15 protein-coding genes and 5 pseudogenes are annotated in these 20416 nt (G+C 56.8%); 12 read left to right on the top strand and 8 right to left on the bottom strand.

Going from position 1 to position 20416, the window contains the following annotated elements; all coding sequences use genetic code 11:
- Positions 1 to 20: 20 nt before the first annotated feature.
- The gene (locus NKH41_RS24680; RefSeq protein ID WP_352934417.1) at positions 21 to 482 is read left to right on the top strand and encodes a lipase family protein; all 462 of its coding nucleotides are present in this window, start codon (positions 21 to 23) and stop codon (positions 480 to 482) included.
- Positions 479 to 1348 carry a hypothetical protein gene (locus NKH41_RS24675; RefSeq protein WP_352934414.1) on the top strand — a complete coding sequence of 290 codons (870 nt, stop codon included), beginning with the start codon at positions 479 to 481 and terminating at the stop codon, positions 1346 to 1348. Before NKH41_RS24680 ends, NKH41_RS24675 begins: the two co-directional genes overlap by 4 nt.
- A gap of 373 nt (positions 1349 to 1721) precedes the next feature.
- Here NKH41_RS24675 and NKH41_RS24670 read toward each other — a convergent pair whose 3' ends face one another.
- Entirely contained in the window at positions 1722 to 2024 is a 303-nt protein-coding gene (locus NKH41_RS24670; protein ID WP_352934501.1) for a WGR domain-containing protein, read from the bottom strand.
- Between NKH41_RS24670 and NKH41_RS24665 the strand changes: the two genes are divergently transcribed.
- Positions 1920 to 2159, top strand: a complete 240-nt coding sequence (locus tag NKH41_RS24665) for a hypothetical protein (protein ID WP_352690512.1) — start codon at positions 1920 to 1922, stop codon at positions 2157 to 2159. The genes NKH41_RS24670 and NKH41_RS24665 overlap by 105 nt on opposite strands.
- Before the next feature lie 16 nt (positions 2160 to 2175).
- Here NKH41_RS24665 and NKH41_RS24660 read toward each other — a convergent pair.
- Both NKH41_RS24660 and NKH41_RS24655 read right to left on the bottom strand, forming a co-directional pair.
- A pseudogene (locus tag NKH41_RS24660) lies at positions 2176 to 2431 on the bottom strand (HU family DNA-binding protein).
- A gap of 625 nt (positions 2432 to 3056) precedes the next feature.
- Positions 3057 to 5621 carry a caspase family protein gene (locus NKH41_RS24655; RefSeq protein WP_352934411.1) on the bottom strand — a complete coding sequence of 855 codons (2565 nt, stop codon included), beginning with the start codon at positions 5619 to 5621 and terminating at the stop codon, positions 3057 to 3059.
- A 147-nt stretch (positions 5622 to 5768) separates the two neighbouring features.
- Here NKH41_RS24655 and NKH41_RS24650 point away from each other — a divergent pair, with 147 nt between their 5' ends.
- Complete coding sequence (locus tag NKH41_RS24650) at positions 5769 to 6089, top strand: hypothetical protein (RefSeq protein ID WP_352642569.1); 321 nt, start codon at positions 5769 to 5771, stop codon at positions 6087 to 6089.
- Positions 6090 to 6307: 218 nt separating this feature from the next.
- On the opposite strand, the gene NKH41_RS24645 is transcribed toward NKH41_RS24650, so the two are convergent.
- Positions 6308 to 8257: a C1 family peptidase gene (locus NKH41_RS24645; RefSeq protein ID WP_352934408.1), complete on the bottom strand. Its 1950-nt coding sequence runs from the start codon at positions 8255 to 8257 to the stop codon at positions 6308 to 6310.
- A 581-nt stretch (positions 8258 to 8838) separates the two neighbouring features.
- Between NKH41_RS24645 and NKH41_RS24640 the strand changes: the two genes are divergently transcribed.
- The 6 genes and pseudogenes from NKH41_RS24640 to NKH41_RS24615 form a co-directional block, all read left to right on the top strand.
- Complete coding sequence (locus tag NKH41_RS24640) at positions 8839 to 9093, top strand: hypothetical protein (RefSeq protein WP_352934406.1); 255 nt, start codon at positions 8839 to 8841, stop codon at positions 9091 to 9093.
- Between the two features lie 122 nt (positions 9094 to 9215).
- Positions 9216 to 10736, top strand: coding sequence for a hypothetical protein (locus NKH41_RS24635; RefSeq protein WP_352934403.1), 1521 nt, complete (start codon positions 9216 to 9218; stop codon positions 10734 to 10736).
- Between the two features lie 87 nt (positions 10737 to 10823).
- Positions 10824 to 11684 (top strand): matrixin family metalloprotease, encoded by an 861-nt coding sequence (locus NKH41_RS24630; RefSeq protein WP_352934401.1) that lies wholly within the window; start codon positions 10824 to 10826, stop codon positions 11682 to 11684.
- A gap of 64 nt (positions 11685 to 11748) precedes the next feature.
- Positions 11749 to 11925 carry a hypothetical protein gene (locus NKH41_RS24625; protein WP_352690416.1) on the top strand — a complete coding sequence of 59 codons (177 nt, stop codon included), beginning with the start codon at positions 11749 to 11751 and terminating at the stop codon, positions 11923 to 11925.
- 725 nt (positions 11926 to 12650) lie between these two features.
- Positions 12651 to 12823: pseudogene (locus NKH41_RS24620) on the top strand (IS5/IS1182 family transposase); the annotation flags it as partial.
- Positions 12819 to 13453 (top strand): annotated as a pseudogene (locus NKH41_RS24615) (IS110 family RNA-guided transposase); the annotation flags it as partial. The pseudogenes NKH41_RS24620 and NKH41_RS24615, both read left to right, overlap by 5 nt.
- 558 nt (positions 13454 to 14011) lie before the next feature.
- On the opposite strand, the pseudogene NKH41_RS24610 reads toward NKH41_RS24615, so the two are convergent.
- The 4 genes and pseudogenes from NKH41_RS24610 to NKH41_RS24595 all read right to left on the bottom strand — a co-directional run.
- Positions 14012 to 14206: pseudogene (locus tag NKH41_RS24610) on the bottom strand (integrase core domain-containing protein); the annotation flags it as partial.
- 1094 nt (positions 14207 to 15300) lie between these two features.
- Positions 15301 to 16044, bottom strand: a complete 744-nt coding sequence (locus NKH41_RS24605; protein ID WP_352934398.1) for a 2OG-Fe dioxygenase family protein — start codon at positions 16042 to 16044, stop codon at positions 15301 to 15303.
- Entirely contained in the window at positions 16041 to 17282 is a 1242-nt protein-coding gene (locus tag NKH41_RS24600) for an argininosuccinate synthase-related protein (protein WP_352934395.1), read from the bottom strand. The genes NKH41_RS24605 and NKH41_RS24600 overlap by 4 nt, the downstream gene beginning before the upstream one ends.
- A 3-nt stretch (positions 17283 to 17285) precedes the next feature.
- Entirely contained in the window at positions 17286 to 18197 is a 912-nt protein-coding gene (locus NKH41_RS24595) for a DMT family transporter (protein WP_352934392.1), read from the bottom strand.
- Positions 18198 to 19031: 834 nt separating this feature from the next.
- Between NKH41_RS24595 and NKH41_RS24585 the strand changes: the two are divergent.
- Both NKH41_RS24585 and NKH41_RS24580 read left to right on the top strand, forming a co-directional pair.
- Positions 19032 to 19308, top strand: a pseudogene (locus NKH41_RS24585) (transposase); the annotation flags it as partial.
- Between the two features lie 682 nt (positions 19309 to 19990).
- Entirely contained in the window at positions 19991 to 20251 is a 261-nt protein-coding gene (locus tag NKH41_RS24580) for a DUF982 domain-containing protein (RefSeq protein ID WP_352934389.1), read from the top strand.
- Positions 20252 to 20416: the final 165 nt, after the last annotated feature.

The following is a 20416-nucleotide window of genomic DNA, read 5'->3' as shown; positions in this document are numbered from 1 at the left end:
CAAATTGACTAGGGGCCACAATGTATCGCGCGCTAAGTGTTGTCTGCCTGTTTCTGATGTTCCAGACGAACGTGTTCAGCGCTGAGATCGACCCAGCGCCCATTCCCTCCGGTCGCCTGATCGTCTTCGTGAACGGGATCAACTCAGACATCGAGGGCACGTTCAAAAATACGATCACCGGCGCCTTCTGGCCCAGCCTCACACGCGATGATGAGGACAACGTCTTCGACCGTGCCGACATTCTGGTTTATCCAATCGTGACGGATTTCGGCGGGGACAGCCCGCGCATCACGGATATCGCTCACAAGCTCGCCACTGACCTGAACGACACGCTCAAGCCGTACACGAGCGTGCTCTTTGTCGCGCATAGCCTGGGTGGCGTGTCCTGCTTAGATACCTTCTGGTCGAAAGCCGGAAGGAAGGCGGGGGCATCACCTCGGACAACCGCATCAAGGGACTCCTGCTCATGGGGACGCCTATGAACGGCGCTGGCATAGCAAACTTGGGAAGCGGCATATTCGCGAGCAAAACCCTTTGGCAATTGGGCGAGAGCGACGATCCGGATTCCTTTCTCGACACGCTGCGCGACGAGTGGATCGATGAGGGAATGGTGGCCCGCATCCCAACAGAGTGCGGCTATGAGACCGTTGGCGTGACCGTCCCATTCCTATGGTGGGAGGTGAGGACAGGCGTCACAGTGGTCACGCCGGACAGCGCATCAACGCTTTGCACGACCGGTGTCACCGGACTTGCGCAACTAGACCATTTCGGCATCGTGAAGCCCGCTAATTTCGAAGCGCAGCCATATGGGTTGGCCGTCCGGTGGTATCAGGAGCTCTTTGACGATCCTGAGGAGAAAATCACCTCCGGCGACGTGGTCGTCGCCAATTGCGAAGTTGATCGCTATGGCAAATTGCTTTTCGATAAGCTGGCAAAGTTGCTCTATGACAACAGCATCAGCATGCGCGTTTCTCTGCGGCTGCCGCAGGACTGGAGCACTGACACGCCGAATTCGTCGATTTGGACCGGGACTGAGCCAAGACTCCTTGTCATCCACTACTCCTGTTTTCAGGACGAGGACGGGGTCGATGATGATGTGCTGGAGGAACGCCGCGTAGATTTCAACGAGCTGTTCGCAAGCCTGGCAAACACCGACGTGAAAATCCTGATATGTTCTCGCGCATTCTGGGACTATCCGACCTTTGTGCAGGAAAACATCACCAGGGCGAACCGCGAGGCATTCAAAGACGGGCGCCTCTTGATGCTGCCCCTGCGGCATGGCGTTTCCATCGGGCCGGACGACATCAAACGGTTTGAACGGTTGGTCGACCAGGCCCTCGCGAACTAAGCCAAAGGTCCGTTTGGCCCCTACAAGATGGGACTTCTCGCCGACATCGACGCCAAGGGCACTTGCGCCCTTGCTAAGCGCTCTCCTGCCAGAGACGCCGTGAGGCGGCGGCGCCATGATTGTGAAGAGAACGGATGGATCAAGTTCGAATGACGATGTCCGACGGGCGCACCGGCGTCGTTCCCCTATGATCGGGCCACCGTCGAACGCTTCCGGAACAGTTTTCCCCGTGCTCGCTGGAGCTATGAACTCAAGGCCTGGTTTGTCCCGGGAAAGATCGCGGCTCGGCGCTTCAATCGTTGGATGGAGCAAGAACTCGCCGGATCGAGCGTGCATGCTGACAGCAGAGGACGCGACGCCTACGCCTTCGATCCTATCGTTTCCAAGTACCTGCTCGTCCAACAGGATCGGCTGGAGGTGCAAACACCATATTCTCGCTCGGTGGTAAAAGTAATGCGCGAAGTGCCGTTTGCGTCCTGGGATCCCGAAAGGCGGGTTTGGACAGTCCCTTAGCCGCGCAGCCGCTTGCCGTGCAACAGCTCGAGGGCCTCCCGCTCATCGTCGAACACGAATGCTGGACGGTGCGGCCGGTCGTTCCGATCCGCCCCCATCGGCGAACCAGGCAGGCGTGGCCGAACAGCGTTTCCTCGATCGACAGCGCGTAGAAGCGGGGCATGTTCCGGCCCACGTCACGGCGTTCGATATAGAGGCGATACTGCTGCGCGATCATGGCAAGCAGAATCGCGCAGCCGGAATCCGGCGTCCAATGATTGGTTTGAATCACCGGACCCGGATCGATTCATTTCTGTGATGTGTCGGCGCGAACGTCAGCCGTTCAGCGCATCCTTAACCGCCTTCGCCGGTGTAAAGGAGAGCTTCTTGGAGGCCGCAATCTTGATCATGGTGCCGGTCGAAGGATTACGGCCCTCGCGCGCCGGCGTGTCCTTCACCTTGAACTTGCCGAAGCCAGCAATGCTGGTCTCCGCACCCGAACGTCTCTGAAATCTCATTGAACACCCTTTCGACGACCGCCTTGGCCTGCGCCTTGGTCAGGTTCTGCTCGGCGGCGATCTTGTCGGCGATTTCATTTGTTGCCGTGTTAGGTTCGACCTTCTCTGTTGATGGGCGGCGAACCTAGAACACTATTGTCAAGCTGACGATACCGACAATCTGCTTCATCGCCATCGTCGATTTCAATACGAGAATCGAGATTGCATTCGTCAGCCGATGGCTACGAAATGCGCTATCGGCAAATCAGAGTTCGATCTCAGCTGGATCCAGCGAGTCGATCATCGCAGGCGGGTCGAATCCCTCCGAAAAAACGGCGATCTCGGAAAGCGTGATCTTGTGGGCGGCAAGGGTCGCGAGCGGGCTAATGCTAGCGGCATGCCTTGTATTCCTCCAACGCCGTCTGAGGCCCGCGGGACAGGTAATGCGTTTCGATGCTCCTGAGCCACTCGTGGTAGGAAGCCCATTTGGGTGTCCGATAGCGATGGAATATCTCGTCTGGACCGACGTGGGTGATCCGCACCCACGCGCTCCATTCTCGAGATGCCGGATAAAGGCCAGAGCCGCCTCAACGTGGCCCTCCGCGACTCTTTTAAAATCTTCGGCTACGCCGCTCGAGGCTATCTGAGCCCACCGAGTTCGAGGAGAAAGCCATGCTAGCTTAATTTAACAGCGTGTCCGAGAAACCGGCAGCAGGCCACTATTCGCAGAAATGATCCAGTTCAAACTGGTAATCGCCAAGCTGCTTGCGCGCGGCCAGGACCGCATCGAGACGCCAGAAACCGGGACCCTCCACGATACGAGCGTCTTTTAGCCCGTCGAGCTTCGTTGCGATCGACAGGGCGCGTAGGAGAACTGCCCGTGCCTGTGTATCCGATTTCGAGTCCTGGAGCGAACGCGCGAGGTCAAGGCCGGTTGGATCGTCCATCTGTCGCAGCTTGTGCGCCAGCGCGCGATAGACGATGTCAAGGCCCGCATAGGAAAAGTGGTTGGACGCGTACCTTTTGAGCAGGTCGATTGTCGCCGACGTGCTGCCGTGATCGCTCTTCAGCGACGCGGACAGCGCCTGCGCTACGGAGACGTCGGTGACTTCGATGATTTGTACGCCTGTCAGTGGATCGGCAGCGCGCGGCGGCGCTATCTGTACGTCGTAGGCGACGCCTCTTTCCAGACCTGAGACCCAGCGATCGGGCATGGGCGCCCAGCATGCAAGGTCGATCATTTCGGATGCATACGCCGCGATATCGCGCTCATCCTTGATGCTATCGTCGAGTCGCGAGACCAGTCGGGCCAATGCCGCGGTGCTGAGGAAGCGACCCTGCGCGGCAAGCACGCGTGCAGCTAAACCAGAATCGAGAGGGAGGCAGCGCGGGTCTTTGCCTGTTGTGTCAAGCGCACAGTTCCACAGCGCAGTGGTCCACTCTTTGCTGAGGGGAACCACGCGCGCAAATCTCGGCAACCAGATGGCGTCTGGATAGAACATCTCGTCATTAAGGACGAACAAGCCAAAACGCCGAATGATCAGGTCGAGGTCTCGTTCGTCGAGTTCGCCGCGGCGAGCAAGCAACAGGAGGGGCGGGAGCGACCATGAACGAGTGGCGTCCCCTTCCGCCGCCTGTCTCTCAGAGTCTTTCGCCATCAGCCACATCATCAAGCCTGCCGCGCTGCCCATGCCGGAGGCTTCCGGGCCCGCGGCAAAATATTCGACAATTTTCATCGACAGTTCACACCAACTCATTCCGCACTTGGCCAGACGCGGAAACACTGCGGTGTTAGGTGCGACGGCAAGCTTGGGGCTTCGTGCCATCTCCTCGACGAATCGCAATAAGGCAAGCCAATCCGCCGATTTGACCGCTCCGCGTTCAGCGCGAACGGAGATCAACAATACTGCCGCTTCCAGTGAGCGTCGCCTCGTGTCCTCATCCCCGAGCTCACGATAGGCCAAGGCAAGGCCCGCCAAATAAGTCCGTATTGCCTGGTCGGAAAGCCCCGAAAGCCCGTAGTCGGCGATCGTCTGCACGTCTTCGACGGCGTAGAGGTCGACGATCTCGGGGCCATTCAAAAGAAAATAAGTAGGGGGGCAGGACCGTGCCCGATCGAGCAACGCAGCTTCGAGTGCAAACTGATATTCGCGGATTCGATCGCGCCGAATGTTTGTCGCCTCGCAGATACTGGTCATGTCAATGCGTGACGAGACGAAATCCATTCGGCGGGCAGCTTCCTTGGATAATTCGGATGTCAGCCGAAACTCCCAGTTTTCTTGATCACCTACCGGGTGATTGACCAGCCCGCCTATGCCGCCGCGCATCAGGGCGGTTCGGGCGTTGATCCGCTCCTCGTCCCAGCGAGGCGAAGCGGGCTCAAGATCGTCGACTGCGACTGCCAACTGGACACCCGATCCTACCGCAACGGGAAGCAACGAGGACATCCAGGCCGGGCCGGGCCGCAACTCGATCCAGCCGTTCGGCTGAACAGCGATGTGGTACTGCAGGAAGTAAAGCAACAGGCCGATTGTAGCGGCGATCGTTACACCCCAGCCAAACACACGTCTGATTCTGCCGGCCAGCGCTCGTCGCGGTTCCGGTGCAGAAGGAGGACCGATTGTTGCATCAGACCAGGAAAGCTCAAGATGGCCAGCGCCATGCAGCTCCGGCGTCTGCATGCAACCGCCCGCAAATAGATAGGCGAGCTGTTCGGTGCGCTCCCTTGCGAACACAAAAAGCCGCGACAGGTCACTCGATAGCGATACGTCAAACGGCGTTGCTATTGTGGATTTGCGCAGTCCGGCGAGCGCGAACAGTCTCTTGTCGACGAGTGCCTCGTGCAGCGCGATCGTGAACAAACCCCTGCCAAGGGCAGGGTGCTCGTAGGCCAGTTGCCGCGTGGATGCGCCAGCAAGGATCAGGACATTTTCGTGGCCAATTTGTTTTGACAAGGACGCCTGAAAATCTTGCGCGACGCCGCCGGCATGGCAGAAGTCAAGTACCGCCGATACCTTGGCCGGTCTGGCAAGCATGACCAGATCGGCAAGATCGCTGCCCGCCAGGTCAATCCCATCAGGACGAGCGTCATAGGTACAGAACCAAGTCTCTTCCCCAGTCTGGTCACCATGACCCGAGAGCACCAGAATGAGTTCGCATGCTTGCTGCCCCTCCCTGGACCCTATGTCTCGAAACATGGTCTCCAGCGACTTGCGCGTAAGATCCTCATCATGGAGACCGGTGGGCGGATCGCTGGAAGAGAGAACGGCAATTGCATTGGCCAAGGAAAAGGCTCCCTCCACAGAATAACGCAGCCGAGACCGCGAACTCATGTAGATGGGACTGGAAAAGCGATCGGCAGCTATACTACAAACATATCTGGACTGGTTGGCAGTCGAACTGGAGGATTGGACATGAGTGGCGGAGTAGCGTTGACCACTGCGCTGAGCGTTTTCCTGGTTGGCCTTTTTGGGGGCTTCGTCGCCGAGCTTGTTCATTGGTATGGCCTGAAGACAAATCCACGGTTTCCAGAGTATCTAAAAAGTGCACCGTACTGGATTATCACAGCGCTGATGATATTTGTCTCGGGTGCTTTTACTTGGTTGAATTTTGGAAGCCAAGCGCAGGCATTGACGGCATTCCAAATTGGACTCTTGACCCCTCTCATACTACAGAAAGTAATCTCTGGCGCTGCCGGCGCGGAGACCGCGCGCTCACCACGGGCCAATCTGATGGATTTCTTTCGCGGTTGAAAGACCCGCCTAGCGGCAAAGCTCAATGTAAGCCGAGGCGGCCCCCCGCTTCTTGCCGATCCATAGTCGACGATCACAGCGAGCGGGAAGCCGCAGGCAGGTGGCCACCAAGTGTTGCGGTTCGTGGAGAGTAAGCTCCGTGAGCTCTGAACTCCGTAACATATCCAGGCGTATCAGCGTAGACGGACTGGCCCACCGGGACTTAGGAAGCATGGGTTTCACTTCGCTGCGGAAGGCTGGCCGAGCTTTTGGTCGAGGGACTGCCTGAATTCTCGCTTTTGTATGTTGGAGCCAGTCGGCCTACGCTTCGCGAGATCCTTGGCTATCTTGGTTACGGAACCATCGAGCACTCGATGCAGCGTTGACAGTAATGTCCCTTCGTCGTTATCGAAATCGCCGTGGTGCCTTGCTTTAGAGGCTTGACCCGGAGCTAAATTCCACTGCTTGGTTGTTCCGTCGAATAGCGTCCCCAGCGCATCTTTGGCAAATCTTTCCATGCCGAGGATAGGGACTCCGTCCTTTAGAGCAGGGATGTGAGGTGTTGTTTCAAACGCGTTGCTGACAAGATAAAGCAGCGACTTATGATAGATGCCGGCGCAATCGTCGTCCTGCTCCGTTGGGTCGTCAAGCGTATAAAGATCGAATTTCTCGATCATTCCCTTCTTGAGCGCTGGCAAATAGGTCTCATTGAAGAGCGCGACTGTGCACGCAGGCGCCCAAAGACTGACAGTTTTTAAGGGGACTTTGGCCTTGGCGAATTTCGAAACGACCGGGGCATGAAATATCGATCCGGCGCTATGTCCGACGAGATGGACCTCATCAATCTCACCGTCCTTGTGGAGCTTGATGAGATGGTCGGTTACCAAGTTCGCCGAGCCAAGTTTCTCTTCCGTCGCCATCCGCGCGTTTTCTTTCATCTCGTCCCACAGCGCTTTACCTCCGAGGTTTCGCGCGCCGACCTCCAGAGTGTCGTCTAGCCTGTCGAGCATGAAATCTTTGGCTTTGTCCAGGAGGCCTTCGTCCCGCCGACGCCCAATTGCGTCCCTCAATATGTTTGACAAAGTCGTCCAAACGTCCGAGCGCCAGATGAATGAGAGAGGATAGACCTGCGATTGAAGCAACGGCGCGAGATTGCTTGAAACCGTTTGCACCGCAGCGTCCTGACCGACCAAACCGCCGTGAGCATAGAGCAGCACACGCTTAGTTTGCCATGAAGACATGGCGCGCGGCATCCGCTCAGTTATCAGAGTTTTCAACCCAGCAGGGGTTAAGCCATAGGTGCCCTTGTCGTCCAAGACACCATTGTTCTTTGATGTGATGATGTATGGACGAAGGTCTGCATAAACCTGGCTTTGGTAGCTGCGCGGAGCGTCCGCTCTCATGTTTGCGGTAGCAAGCGACGAGGTCAGGTCGACGGGTGCGCCGAGTGACGCGACCCATACGTCTGTGCCGTTCGCGAGCCAGTCCGTGTAGGACAGGTTTGCCAGCCCTTTTGCGCCCCACTTTTCCCCCCAGCTGTTTTGAACCCAGAAGCCTCGGCGATTGTAACCTACGATCGCAAAGGCGTGCCCGCCAATCTGCCCGGGACGATATTCAATATTCTCCTGTTCCGGCTTGACCGACTGCCATCCGTCGTGAACGCGCGCCGTGGCATACAAAATGCCGGTTTCGTTAATCGCCGCGTGCATGCCGACGAGGTCTTTGTGATTCACGCGAAAATAAGCGCCGAGCGGACGAGCAAGCGCGTCCGCCGACCGCTTTTCCTCAACAGTGGGATCGGGATCGCGTTCCTTCCAGAGCGCATAAGCGCAAAGACCGTGCTTGAACCATCCCTTCATGGCTCCCCTCGCACTGGATCCCTCGTAATTTTGCCCGGGCCACTCATCATAACGCTTGGCCATCGCGTAAAGCATCCAGGCACTTACTTCGTCGGCCGCCGGATTCCTTTCTCGGACCCTCAGGAGATAGTTTGCGACCGTCGCCAAACCGAAGCCGGTGCATGCGCCTTCTCGGCCCTGATCCAGGACGGGTATGCCAAGGCCATAATAGGCGCTGATATCACTTTCGGGTGCGACACGGATAAGTGTCGGCGTAAAGATTGCATCTCGGAAGTCAATCGTGTCAGGCAGTGCGTCGAAGGTTCTCTTTGTAGCTGCAGCCCTTGCCATTTCCCCACCCATGATCCCGGAACGTAAGTGTGCGTCAGTCGCCGGTCGGCTCCGCAATATTCGGTGAATGCATTGACATTTTCCACATAGATCTGCGCCCGAGGGCCACTCCCGTTGTAGGGGGTAGAATTTTTGGAGGCAGATATCAAAGTCGCACCACTGGCGGTCCCGAGAGAACTGCTCGTCTGGCTTCACTCCTTGCAAGTCGTACTTAAACCTTCTGTAGCCGTTGTAGACCCCGCGGACTATCCGAATGACGCTGAAGCCTACGCGTTTTTATTCGCTTCTTCGATAGGCATCGCAGTGAAATCAGGTCCGAATGCTTGGGTGTTTCTTGGGAAGGCGGTCCGCGGTGCGCCGCAGTAATCGCCGCCTGCGTGAAAAAAACATTAACGTTAGACGATCTCGTGGACCGACATCTCGTCAATCCAGCTAAGCATCTCCTGGCATACGATCGCGCATAAATGCTCGACCCCGTAAGCCTTGCGGTCCGCCACAATACTCACGCCAAACGCAAGGTCTGAACGCAGTTTATTCTGCAGAAAACGTAGCCCTCGAACATAACTAAAGAACGAGTCCCAATGAAAATCAAGACCCAAGCCATCTATGACAACATGAAGACGGTGGTATGGACAGTCGTCGTCGGCAAGGACCGCAACACAACAGCCGCTTCCGAATCCGAGACGGCCTCCACCCGCCTGAGCGTCTGCAGACACGCCGGCTTCAGCTGTTCTCGCGCTACTCCCGGACGTTTGGAGCTCGCTCATCATACATGTCGATTTCAGAGAAAACCCTCGATGACGCTCATTCGCAAATTCATATGGGGTCTTAACTGAATCTAGTGCGCTGATTTGTTCAAGGTGCACCCGCCAACTTCGACATTACGACAAATAGGAGTCGACTCGCCAAGCTTTATTGCTAATATAAGGAAGCGGAAATGAATGGGTGGGGGGCGTCGATGGGTATCAATCTAGATATCCCTGGCATCTGGACGTACCGTAGCTTTCTGAATGTGCCGGGGAATGTTGGCGATTTTGGCAAACTGACAGTCTGGGAAGCCGAACTATCCCTCGAAGTTAGCGAGGACGGGCACATCTATGGTTTATTGGGGGAGCGCCCAGATCTTTGTGTAGGTACCGAACCCTACTTACTCGTTGAAGGCACCGTTATACCTGGCAACCCTGCGGTGATCAGCTGGCGTGCCAAGGGCAAGCCTCAATCCGAGTATGACGGCTGGATCTACGACTACCGGGGCTACCTATCCCCCGAGTGGCCGGACGCACCGCGCAATCGCCCAACGATCGTAGGGACCGTGACGCGCACCGTGGCCCATAATGGAGCGCCGGCGGGTTCAGTGTTCTCTTTTGTCGCGGTCAAGTCGGATTTCCTTGAACCACGCAAAACGATACCCCTAGCGAAAAGCATCATCGACATGATGAGCTCGGCAGAGCATCGCTACCATCATGCGCTTTGGCACGCCTCGCGCGACACATGGGACAACCTGAGCGACCCCAAGAAGGAGGCTGTGCGCGCAACCGGTTGGCAGCCTGGCCCAAAAACCAAAGAGCGAGCAAGTCTGGCGGCCGATCGACTTGCCAACGGTTCGGGCGAAGATTTTTTCTACATGCACCGGCGCATGGTGAAGGAGGTTCGAGCTATGGATCCCTCTGTCGGGACCTGGCGACGTCTGCCGCAGCAGCAGTTCCCCTCGTCGTTTGCGCCCGAAACGAAGGCGTCGCAGATTGGCAATCTCGACGGATACTCCCTGCCGCCAGCGTGGGTCGTGCCGGGTGACCCTGACACGACGAATTGGCTGTTCGAATTGAGGAAAACCTCAACGCTTTATGGCCGATTCCAGGCATGGGAGGCGCTTTATACCTCCGCGGACTACCTCGCCTCCCTGTCGCTCGGCGAGCTTGGTTCACGGATTGAGTTCACCATCCACAATTGGATGCATATGCGGTGGACCTCGGTGACCCGCGACCCTACCGGTGATGTGGCCAGGCGCGGTTTGCCGCTTCCCAACGGCCGCGACGCACTGGACTTCGATGAAAAATGGCTGGATCCCGAGTACGACTATCTAGGCGAGACTTTTTCATCGCATATTAATCCGATTTTTTGGCGGCTGCACGGGTGGGTCGATGACCGCATCAACGACTGGTATCGCGCCCACGAAGCTGTGCGACCTGGAGTGGTCAAGCCAATGACCCTTGACGGTGTGGAATGGTTCGCGGTCGACGGGACTTGGGTGAAGAACGACGAGCCGTGGGAGGGAGCGCGTGCGTCATCATCCCCAACCCATCACGCTGGGCACAATCATGCTGGTCACTCGGGACGGGTCTTGGATGTGCCGACGATGCAAGCGGCCTTAAGGATTATTTACGGCCCCGAACCGGACGCTGCGCCTTCAGCAATGGAAGACCACGGGCAGGCTTTGCCCGGGACGCGGGCAAGCTGGTTTAAGAATGTCCCAGCGTAAAAGGGTTTAGCGGGGCGCTGCAAGTCGGGAACCCGGCAGACCAAGATCGCCGAATGCGTTTCATCACGGATGGGGAGAAACTTTCATATGGCACGGACAAAAGAAAAGACACTATCGCCCGCGAAGTCCACCAAAGCCAGCGTTTCGCCGGAACTCCGGGACGATAAAGCCGCCGAGCGCAATACCAAGCCCCTTGTCCACGTCATCCGCGAGGGTGTCCGCTGCGACACCGAAGAACGCGGGCACAAGACCCCAAAGGGCAAATCCCCGTTAGAAATCGTCGTCGACGCCTCAGAAGGCTTTATTCCTTTGTGGGCAAAAGGAACAACGCTGCGCTGGAAGTTCCGTGAGAGCTCCGTGCAATCGTTTGCAGATCCCGCCAAAGTCAAGGCTCAAGTTGAGGATTTGTTCGCGAAGGCCATTCTTGGTTGGGGCGATGCAGCGCCAATCAAGTTCGCGCAGCGAGACGACGCCTGGGATTTCGAGATTGTGGTGAAACACAGCGACGACTGCGACGTCAACGGTTGCGTACTGGCCAGCGCGTTCTTCCCCGACGGCGGGCGGCACGTCGTGACTATCTATCCCAAGATATTCGAACAAGACCCGACAGAGCAGATTGAGACCTTAGTTCACGAAATCGGTCACATTTTTGGACTTAGGCATTTTTTCGCGCAGGTCAGTGAGACCGCTTGGCCCTCCATCATTTTTGGGACGCATAAGAAGTTCAGCATCATGAACTACGGCGCGGACAGTAAGTTGACCGCAGACGACACTGCCGACCTGAAGAAGCTCTATTCACTGGCTTGGAGCGGCCAGTTAACAGAAATCAACGGAACCCCGATCAAATTTATGACGCCGTTCCACACGAGTGGCGAGCCGACAGAAATCATCTCGGCCATGGAACCTGCGCAAACCTTAGCCAGGGTACAGCAGCTTTTGTCGCCCTGAGATTGATACGGCCAACTTCTATCATTTCGAGAACCTGCGGCCTTAGGTGGATAGGAGCAGTAATATGATTTCGCTCGTCGTCTTTGTCGCATCGGTCGCTTTGGCGGTTGTGATTTTGACGCTCTCACCGATGAAGGTCTTGCAAAAGGCCGTCACAGTCGGAGCGGTGATCTTATTTCTCGGAAATATGTTACCTCCCTGGTGGCGCTTTCGTCAGTCCCTTCGCGCTTCCCTCGAATGAAGCTATCGGTGTGACCAGCGATGTCATCAATCTGGTAGCTGTTCTGATTGGGACCATAGGAGCGGTATCTGGGGAGCGTCTATTTTAAAGGCGGTGGCACCGCAAGATTACCGTTGCGAGTTTCCTGCCTCCGCTTTGCTGCGCCCCGCTAACCCTGATTCCAATTCTTAAACTGATTAGCGGGAAGGACGACTTGACGTTCCTCGGTGTAACGACGCTTGCTGTAACTGCTTATCAAGCGCGATTCTTCTGGGAACGCTTGCTAAAAGATCAGGGAGAGATGGGCGAGGCACCATGATACTGCGGGCAACTGTCCAGTTTTCTGAGGAAGCTCCTGCGCGCGACATTCGACCCTGCGGCCCAACCTCTTCGTATCGTGCTTATTGCAGGGGATAGATCATTGCCCGAATTTTTCGGACGGACAGCAATCGCTTGAGCCAGCTGCGCATGACTTCGTCTTGCTGACGAGTCTATATAAGGACGCGCGGATGGGCTCGATCCCGACACCGGCAATCCGATTGATTCGCCTCTCATTTCCGCCATGCACAGTTCCGTCTGTGAGAGTCTGGCTGGGGGCCCAGGCGAAAAATCTGATTCAGATCGATAGTGTTGAAGAAGTCGGCGATGAAGCCGTGGATCCACTCGCACCGAAGCGTCTTGATTAAGGTCGACGCGACCTCCTCGCCTTAAGTGGCTCGGACGTTTGTTCCGAGGGTGCAAATCTCTTCGTCAATGAGCTGCGCTCGATAAGGGTGACGCCGCACGTGGCGCAGAATATGGGCGTCCGCAGTTCCGCGATCGACGGGCGCACGACGCGGCATGGCGGCTATGCCGTCAGCCAGCGCGTCGCATCGAAGAGGCATTCGGTTGGATCAAGGTCGTGGCCGGCCAGCAATGAAATGCGGACGATCGAAAATGTCGTCAGGGCGATTCTGCGGGAGGCCGGCATCAAGCTCGGCATTCCAGGCCGCGCAGCTTTCGCCCATCGCGTGCGCGAACTGATTGGCGCAGATACGGTTGTCATGCCTCTGGTCGAGCCACTGCTGGTGATCCTGGCCACCATGCTGCGCGAGTTCGGGCGACTGACGAAGCAGGTCCTCATTATCGCCCGCCAGGAGCAAGTCTGCCGGCGACTCATGAGCGTTCCAGGTGTGGGACTCATCACCGCGCTCGCCTTTCGTGCCACGATCGATCAGCCGGACCGCTTTCGTCGCTCGAGGGATGTCGGCGCGCATCTGGGTCTGACCCCGGCACGCTACCAATCTGGCGAAACGGACATTCAGGGTAAGGTGAGCCGATGCGGTGACGAACTCGCCCGCACGGCCCTCTATGAGGCGCTCATTCGCTGCTCGTGCTGAGCAAGAAATGGTCGAGCCTCAGAGCGTGGGGCATGAACGTCGCCAAACGGCGCGGTATGGCTCGAGCCCGAGTTGCTGTTGCCCGCAAGCTCGCTGCCATTCTGCATCGCATGTGGAGTGATGCAACAGAATTCCGCTTCGGCAAGGCACCCGGCCGCGTATCAGCATGAAATGAGGATAACGGACCAACGAAGGAGGAGTTGATTCCGCCCGAAAGGGCGTGATCCGGATCGTTCCCGTGGGGACGATGAGCAAGGTGATCTCGTTAGCAGGCACGATCCTGGGACGAACTTTCCCAAGGTCGTTCAACAGATTGAGACGCCTCGCTCTACTGACCCCATCATGCGGCGGCCTCACGTCGACCGCGAAGAGAAGCGAGTGACCCGCGGGGCGATATGGTTCGGAAAAATATCAGGAGGAGCTTGACCTCAACGACCCCAATCAGAGAGGCCTGCTAGTTTACTTCCCTGCCGAAAACTTCCCTACCTTGGTACATACGGAAAATGAGATCGTCGCCTACCGCGACTAGTCGAGGGAGGCATCGACCCCAAGAATATATCTCAGCACAGTTCGGACAGTCTGGTGAGCGCTATGCGTCCAGCGGATCAGAACGGAATGGCACGGATCGGGTTGGCGCAGGAACTCTGCTCTCCTCTTCGGACTATCGCCGTTGCTCCAAGCTGATCGGCCGGGGCGAGGTGAAGACTGCTTTCATTCTTAGCTAGCCTGTGGAGCCTCAGCAGGTTGTCCCGATCGAAGCCGACGCGGCTGATGGATGGTTTTGATTGTAAGCTGCCATGTGGCCTGTGCCAATTGTAGCGATGAATCCACCATGGCAGTTCGGCGGCGCGTTCATGAGAAGTGTTGTAGGCTCGGGCGTAAGCCCATTCACGCAGGCTCGTCTGGATGAAGCGTGCCTTGCCAAGCCTCTGGACCGCAGCCGAATGATCCCTTCTGGCGCGAAGTTCAAGGCGGTGAGAAACCAGACTTCTATGCGCCAATGTTCACGCTTCGTGCCTCAAAAGTCGCATAAAAGGGCAGTCTGGAAGTTGAAAGTTCAGGACCCAAAAGGCCTCATTTCATTCCATTGAACCGGCCTTGGCCGGATAACCTTTGCGACGTAGCTAAGAAGGCGGCTTCATAGCCGAGCGCGATGGCGAGGATGCGCTAGTCTAAGTCTAGCATGCATCTGTGAATTTTTGCATGCGCATCGCTGCCGACACCGCCTGGCATGATTGTCGTGCTCGAAAACGGCTGCGGCGATCGCGGCAAAGCGATCGCCGCGATGATGGGGATCAACGCCTGGGCGTTGCATCGATGCGCGATACAGAGGCCTCCGCCTGGCATCGAGCAACATGCACGGAGGTACGCAAAGCGCAAATGCATCAAGTATTTGAAAGCTAGAAGCGCGCCGGCAGCCTGGGCGGGGGGCTTGGGGTTAGACTGCCGGCGCACGCCACTCATGAAGAGCGGCCCCTTTTCGCGGTTCGGACACCCATAGTCAACCCGGCAGCGTCTGGATGCCCGCTGTGCTCTTTTCAGAGCGGCGCGCGATGCCGGCCATGTCGGCCGATCCTGCCTAGGATGGTGGGCCACTCTCGTCGGCCGAGTTGATGCTCCAGCCAGTATCGCCTCGCCGACCGGCATGAGTTCGCCGTTAGCAATCCTTCGTCGCGAGCTGATGCTATCGTGCACATGTCGCAGCACTCCGGGCGGCTATATCACCTAAGACAGCATGAAGAAGCGTTCCAAGTTCCTGTTCGGCGAGCCCGTGTGGTGACTCGGACAGTGGACGAATTCTCTTGGCGGTACTGCGCCGGAAGGCACTCGCGTCCAACGGAATCAAGCCTCGAATATAGTCCCAAACTACACATCACAAGAGCGGTCTTCCACCCGTTTGCAGATTATCCGACTGATCAGGCGGCGTTTGATATGTCCGACCCTGCCTCAAGCATTCCCACAGGTATGGACAGCGATCTCGCTATTGGTCGCAACGTGCTTGGGATCAAGACTTGATTCATAGTTTCTCGAAGGCGATGACAAGGACGTCACGATATGAGAACGGCATTTTCGGATTTTCGGTCACGATCGGTGATACATCATGAAACGTCTTGCGATCGTTGCAAATCACGAAATCATTTGGAAGGTTCATTTCGACATCGCCGAGGAACCGCTGCGAGGCATCAGTAATCGTGCTCATACCGCCGGTCACGTTAACCCGCCCGATCATGTAAGAAACGATGAAATCCACCCCGTCCTGATGAAGGCCCTCGGGTGCTGGTTTGCCGTTTACACCGTCGCGTGCAACAATCCGGTAGGGATGAAGCTTAATATTCCAACGATCATGTCCTGTGGTTTCACAAAGAATTCTGCAGAAACCTGTCAGAATCTTGTTTAAGACAGTATGATCTATAAAGGATTGTTCAAAGGGCTCGAAGTAGCGCTTGAAGCCGCCATTCAAGTGGTTGATGGCTTTCGATTGCTCGTAAGGGGCATGCGGCAGGAGCCGAAAAATTCCGTCAACTGCGTCATATTCAAACGCACCATAGCGCCGGTAGCGATAGGTCCCGCCGTCACGCATGTATTCATCGAGAAGCAGTCGATTCCAGTGGTCAGCAAAGTTCTTCCAGCCAGCATCAATTTCGATGCCGAAGCCGGCTTCGGTGCGCTCACCTCTCGAAAACCACCATCCATTCGTCACCAGATGATCAGTGCATTCTTGACTGAGGCTGCATAGCGCCTGGGGTGCGACCTTTTTCATGGGTGTCTCCCGTCTTGGTAATTTGGCGAGGGGGAAGTTTTAAAGGACGCTTGGTGGCTCGCGGCTTGGTGTTCCCAAAGGTGGCGGTCCGTAATGTATTTCGGCGTGCTGGCTATGATGGACCGAGGTAAAAAGCGCGTATTATCGACTATGTAGCTGACGCTCCCGCTGACGCCCTCGAGCGCGGACGCTATGGCCCGTTCGCACATCTTGTGAATAGTACTGCCCCATGCACCTGAAACCGCCTCCTGGGACCAGGCTTGCTCAAGCCCTTCCTTCAACACGATTGATCCGACGCCAAGGGAAGCGGTTTCGAGGTGCCGCAGCGCGTCCATTATGATGGCCGCTGCGGGGGCCTCGCGGACTTCGAGAACCTTTTCACCGGTTGAGATGTGTTCGAGCCCGACAAAGCGGCCGTGTCCGAATTTGCCAACTGTTTTATTCAGGAGCGGAATTGTGTCGGTCAGTGCAACATCACGGTCATCAATTGACACGAGATTTCCGTCGATAAACCCGAGTTTGATCTCTACCGGCTGCTCTGCGGCAGTGTTGCGCGTCCAATCAAATGCCTCTTCCGGGATAGAAAAGTTCTCGGGATCTTCCAAAGGTCCAGACTCGAATTCCCGGCACCAGAGGTTTTCGTCTCCGCTCCAGGTGCGGTCCGTCACAAAAGTCAGCCCGAACTTAGAGAGGGCGGCGGCCTTCTGCTGCCGGGAAATCACCGAGCATTCATACGGACTGCCGAAGTTGCCGGAAAATCCCGAGCGCTTGATGCTATTGTTAAGGCGCGGAAGACTATTTTGCGAAAGACTTGCTGTATGAAGAAGCAGCCGTGAGCCGATTGATGTCGCATGATCAACAATCAACGAGGCGATTACGGGACGGCTCAAGGAACTGCTTAACGGATAGTTACCAAGGTACTTGGCGTGGGCCCGAATGGCGGGTTTCACGCCTTGTTCGACAAAAGCTTCCCGCCCTTCGAGACAGACAAAGCGCGCGCCGAACCCGGCTACCGTCTGTTCCAGCAAAGGCTTATCGATGGAAGTTCCGACATCCACCGCGACAGCTTCAATATTCGCAAAGCCAAGGCTTTGCAGCTTGTAGAGAAGGTAGGTGCTGTCGAGACCACCGCTGAACATGGTTACAACTGGTGCGTTTCGGTCCGGAAAAGCCTCCAGATCTTCGAAACTCAAAATGCCGCCGGTAGATGGTTTGATCGAAGTTGAGACGGGGTTCATTTGTCAGGTCCTGCTCTCAAAAAAGATGCCGGCAAAGGTTCCGGCGAGGATGAGGCCGACACCTGTCAAGCCCGTTGCGGTCAAAGATTCTGTCAGGAGAAGGTGCGCGAGGACGAAACCAAAAAAGGGTTCTGTTCCCATCAGCAAGCCAACCCGTGTCGGCGTGGATTTTCTGACCGCGGCGTTTTGAATGTAGAATGCAGCGATCGTGCAGAAGAGTGAAAGGAAGGCGACGGCGCCCCAAAACTGAAGGGGGGCCTTCACAATAAGGCCGTAGATTCCGAATTGACCCACGGCTAAAACGAAAGTGAGTGTTGCCACCGCCGATCCCTGGATGGCCGTCAGTGCCGCAGACGAAATCTGCCGGCCGGCCAGAAGGCGTTTGGTGGAAACGACCATAATTGCTCGCAGAATCGCAGCCCCCAGCACAAGCGCGTCACCCGGACTGAACTTGCCGATCCCGCCAGTGAGAAGGCCGACACCGATGCAGGATATGGCGGCACTTGCCAATATGCCCGGAGGTGGAAGTCGCCTCGATAGCCCAGAGTCAATGATCGGGGTGAAAATTACACAAAGAGAAATGATCAAGGCCGTATTCATTGCGCTTGTTGATGCAACACCGTAAGTTTCAGCAATAAAAAGTGAAAAAAGTATTGTCCCCAATACGAGGCCACGGATGCAATCGCCCCAAGAGATCGACGCGATCTCATGTCTTGCCACCACTGCCATAAAGATCGTGGTAATCAGGAAACGATAAAGAATGAGGATCAAAACCGGCGCATAGAATAGTGCGCTTTTCGCGACCGGATAGCTCGCGCCCCAAACGAATGCGACACCCAGTACGGCCAGGTCGGCCGAGAAGGATGAGGTCAGTGACCTCCTCGCAGGTATTGAAGCACGTTGGAAAACGTCCACGTTCAAGTATCCTTTGTGCTAGCCATCCATGCTACTGTGCAGAACGAGTCAAAAAAGATTAAGCCGTCCCTGTAACGTTGGTATCGCGGAACTGTCCGGCCTTCCGCGAGGCGCTCATCGATGTCCCACCGCTGGACTTCATTAAGCGGCGGACGATCGAGCGGCTTTTGTCCAGTCGTCGCCCGCGTCGCGAGATTTTGGCGTCCCCACATGCAGTAGGGGGAGTGTTTGGTTACAAGCTCGGCCCATTCCGATTGCAACCGGAGGCGGATTCGCATGCACAAATCTTGCTGTAGTGACTGCCTGAGGCTGTTCATGGAGGAACTCCTGCAGGTTCGTGCCTATTTGTGATTCAGCAAAGCAAATGCCGTGCCAATCCAGAAAACCATTTTTAGACAACATGATCGTTTTGATAGTGCAGTGTTTCATACCCAACATTGTCAGAAGGCCGACAATGAGTCCGACTGCCGGGCATGCCTGACAGGTTTCCCGCTGCAGCCCGGCTTGGCAATTCATCAGGGCCTGTCGCAAATGAGAAGTCGAAGGGCAAGGCGGCTTCGGGCTCGCAGAGCGGTCCGAACGACCTCGGCGCGGTCTCTAAGCCTCGCCCCGATGCAGCTGGGCCTACATACCGACGATCTCGTTGACTACGCCGCGCGCAAGGAAACGCGGCACGCTAGCACCTTGCCGTAGTTGCGGACGCTGTACAGCTTCGTACTTTCTCCGGGCGGTGCGCGCGAACTGAAGGAATGGCTGTTTCGGGAAACCGACTTGCAGTGTCGAACGAGGATATTGTCCGTCGCTTCGTGGCCGACTGCCGTCGCACCCGCACGGTTCCCCGGTATCGGTCCGGTAGGGGTTCTAGCATTGGCTGCATCCGTTGCCGATCCGGGGCAGTTCCGCTCGGGTCGGGAGTTCGCCGCCTGGCTCGGGCCGACACCTTCGCAAAACTCGAGGGACGGCAGCGGATCCTCGGCTTGTCGCGTTGCTCGCCAGGAAACCCGTGCGCTTGGCGAGTGTGGCCATGGCGAACAAAATGGCCCGTGTGGTCTGGGCGATCATGGTACGCGCGAGACCTCAAGCTCGTCATGCCGCGAACCTTGCGGTGTAAGGTTGCGAACAAGATAAATTTTAGGACAGAGAACAGGCGGGCCGATCGATCGGCTACCAGTAGGTTGTGAGAGCGACGCGATGTGATGGCGAGACTGGTCAGGCCGGGAACAGGGACAACCCGTCGAATGTCCGAGCACCATAGCCTGATAGGCAGATTGAGCTCCAGTTCGCCGGTCCCATCAGGGCCAGCAGTCTCGGATGGCTGCATCAACAGGCCGGACAGAAGACACTGCACCCGCCCAACGCGCCGTTACGTCCAATTACCTCTTGCATCGCGGGAGCCATCCACAGAGGACGTTTCTCGGAGAAGGCGACGGCGCTGCATGCGGAGTACCACCGACCGGCGATCTGCCGACCGCCCGCGCTCGTGTCGGTAATGTCGAGGCTTCCTTCAGCGAATAGCGACCAACAGGAGAACTTTGACCGATCGCGGGTGCGAAGCCGCATTGGCATGTGAGCGCCCAAATAGACTGCCAAGCCACGCTCGAGACAGCGTGCAGATCTTTGCCCAATGGCCGAGGTGATGGGCTGCCAAACCGTGACTCTCAAGCTCCCCTCCGAAGACTGCACCAGAGGACGTGAACCGTCATCGCTCTGACAACACATTCTGCAATGCTCGGCGGATGTCGATGAGGCGGCTCATCACGCAAAGTAGGTATTCAGCAGGTCGGGAGGAATGAATGAACCCTGATGCTTTCCGCAGCCCAGTTTTCGTTAAGCGTGCAACGTACATCGTGCAAGAAATTGCCAGCCTGGCCGACGCCATCGATTTCCTCAACGAGTGGCCAGGAGACCGCAGAGACTTGATCCACGAAGCCGCCCTCAAGGCGTGCTATGATGCACATGACGGGCGAATACCTGCAAGCGCAGCGCGCAATGCCTTTTTCGGCTTTGCGAAACGGGCCGCTATATTGCAAGATGCAACCGCCCCGATGCAGTAGCTCGCTGCCTGCAAGTCGGCAGTAGAAAAGTGCAAGTATAGGCGTAGGCGAAATGTGCGAGGCTGGCGCGGGCAGCACGCCTAGAGCGGGATGACTTGAGGCTGAATCGGCGTGGGATTCCCTTGGGCGGGCAAATCTGATTCAACCTTCTTGCTGGGCAAGGAG

The organism is Mesorhizobium sp. M1169 (assembly GCF_040318345.1).
Classification (GTDB): Bacteria; Pseudomonadota; Alphaproteobacteria; order Rhizobiales; family Rhizobiaceae; genus Mesorhizobium.
The sequence above is the reverse complement of the archived record's forward strand: the minus strand, read 5'-3'. Positions and strand labels throughout refer to the sequence as shown.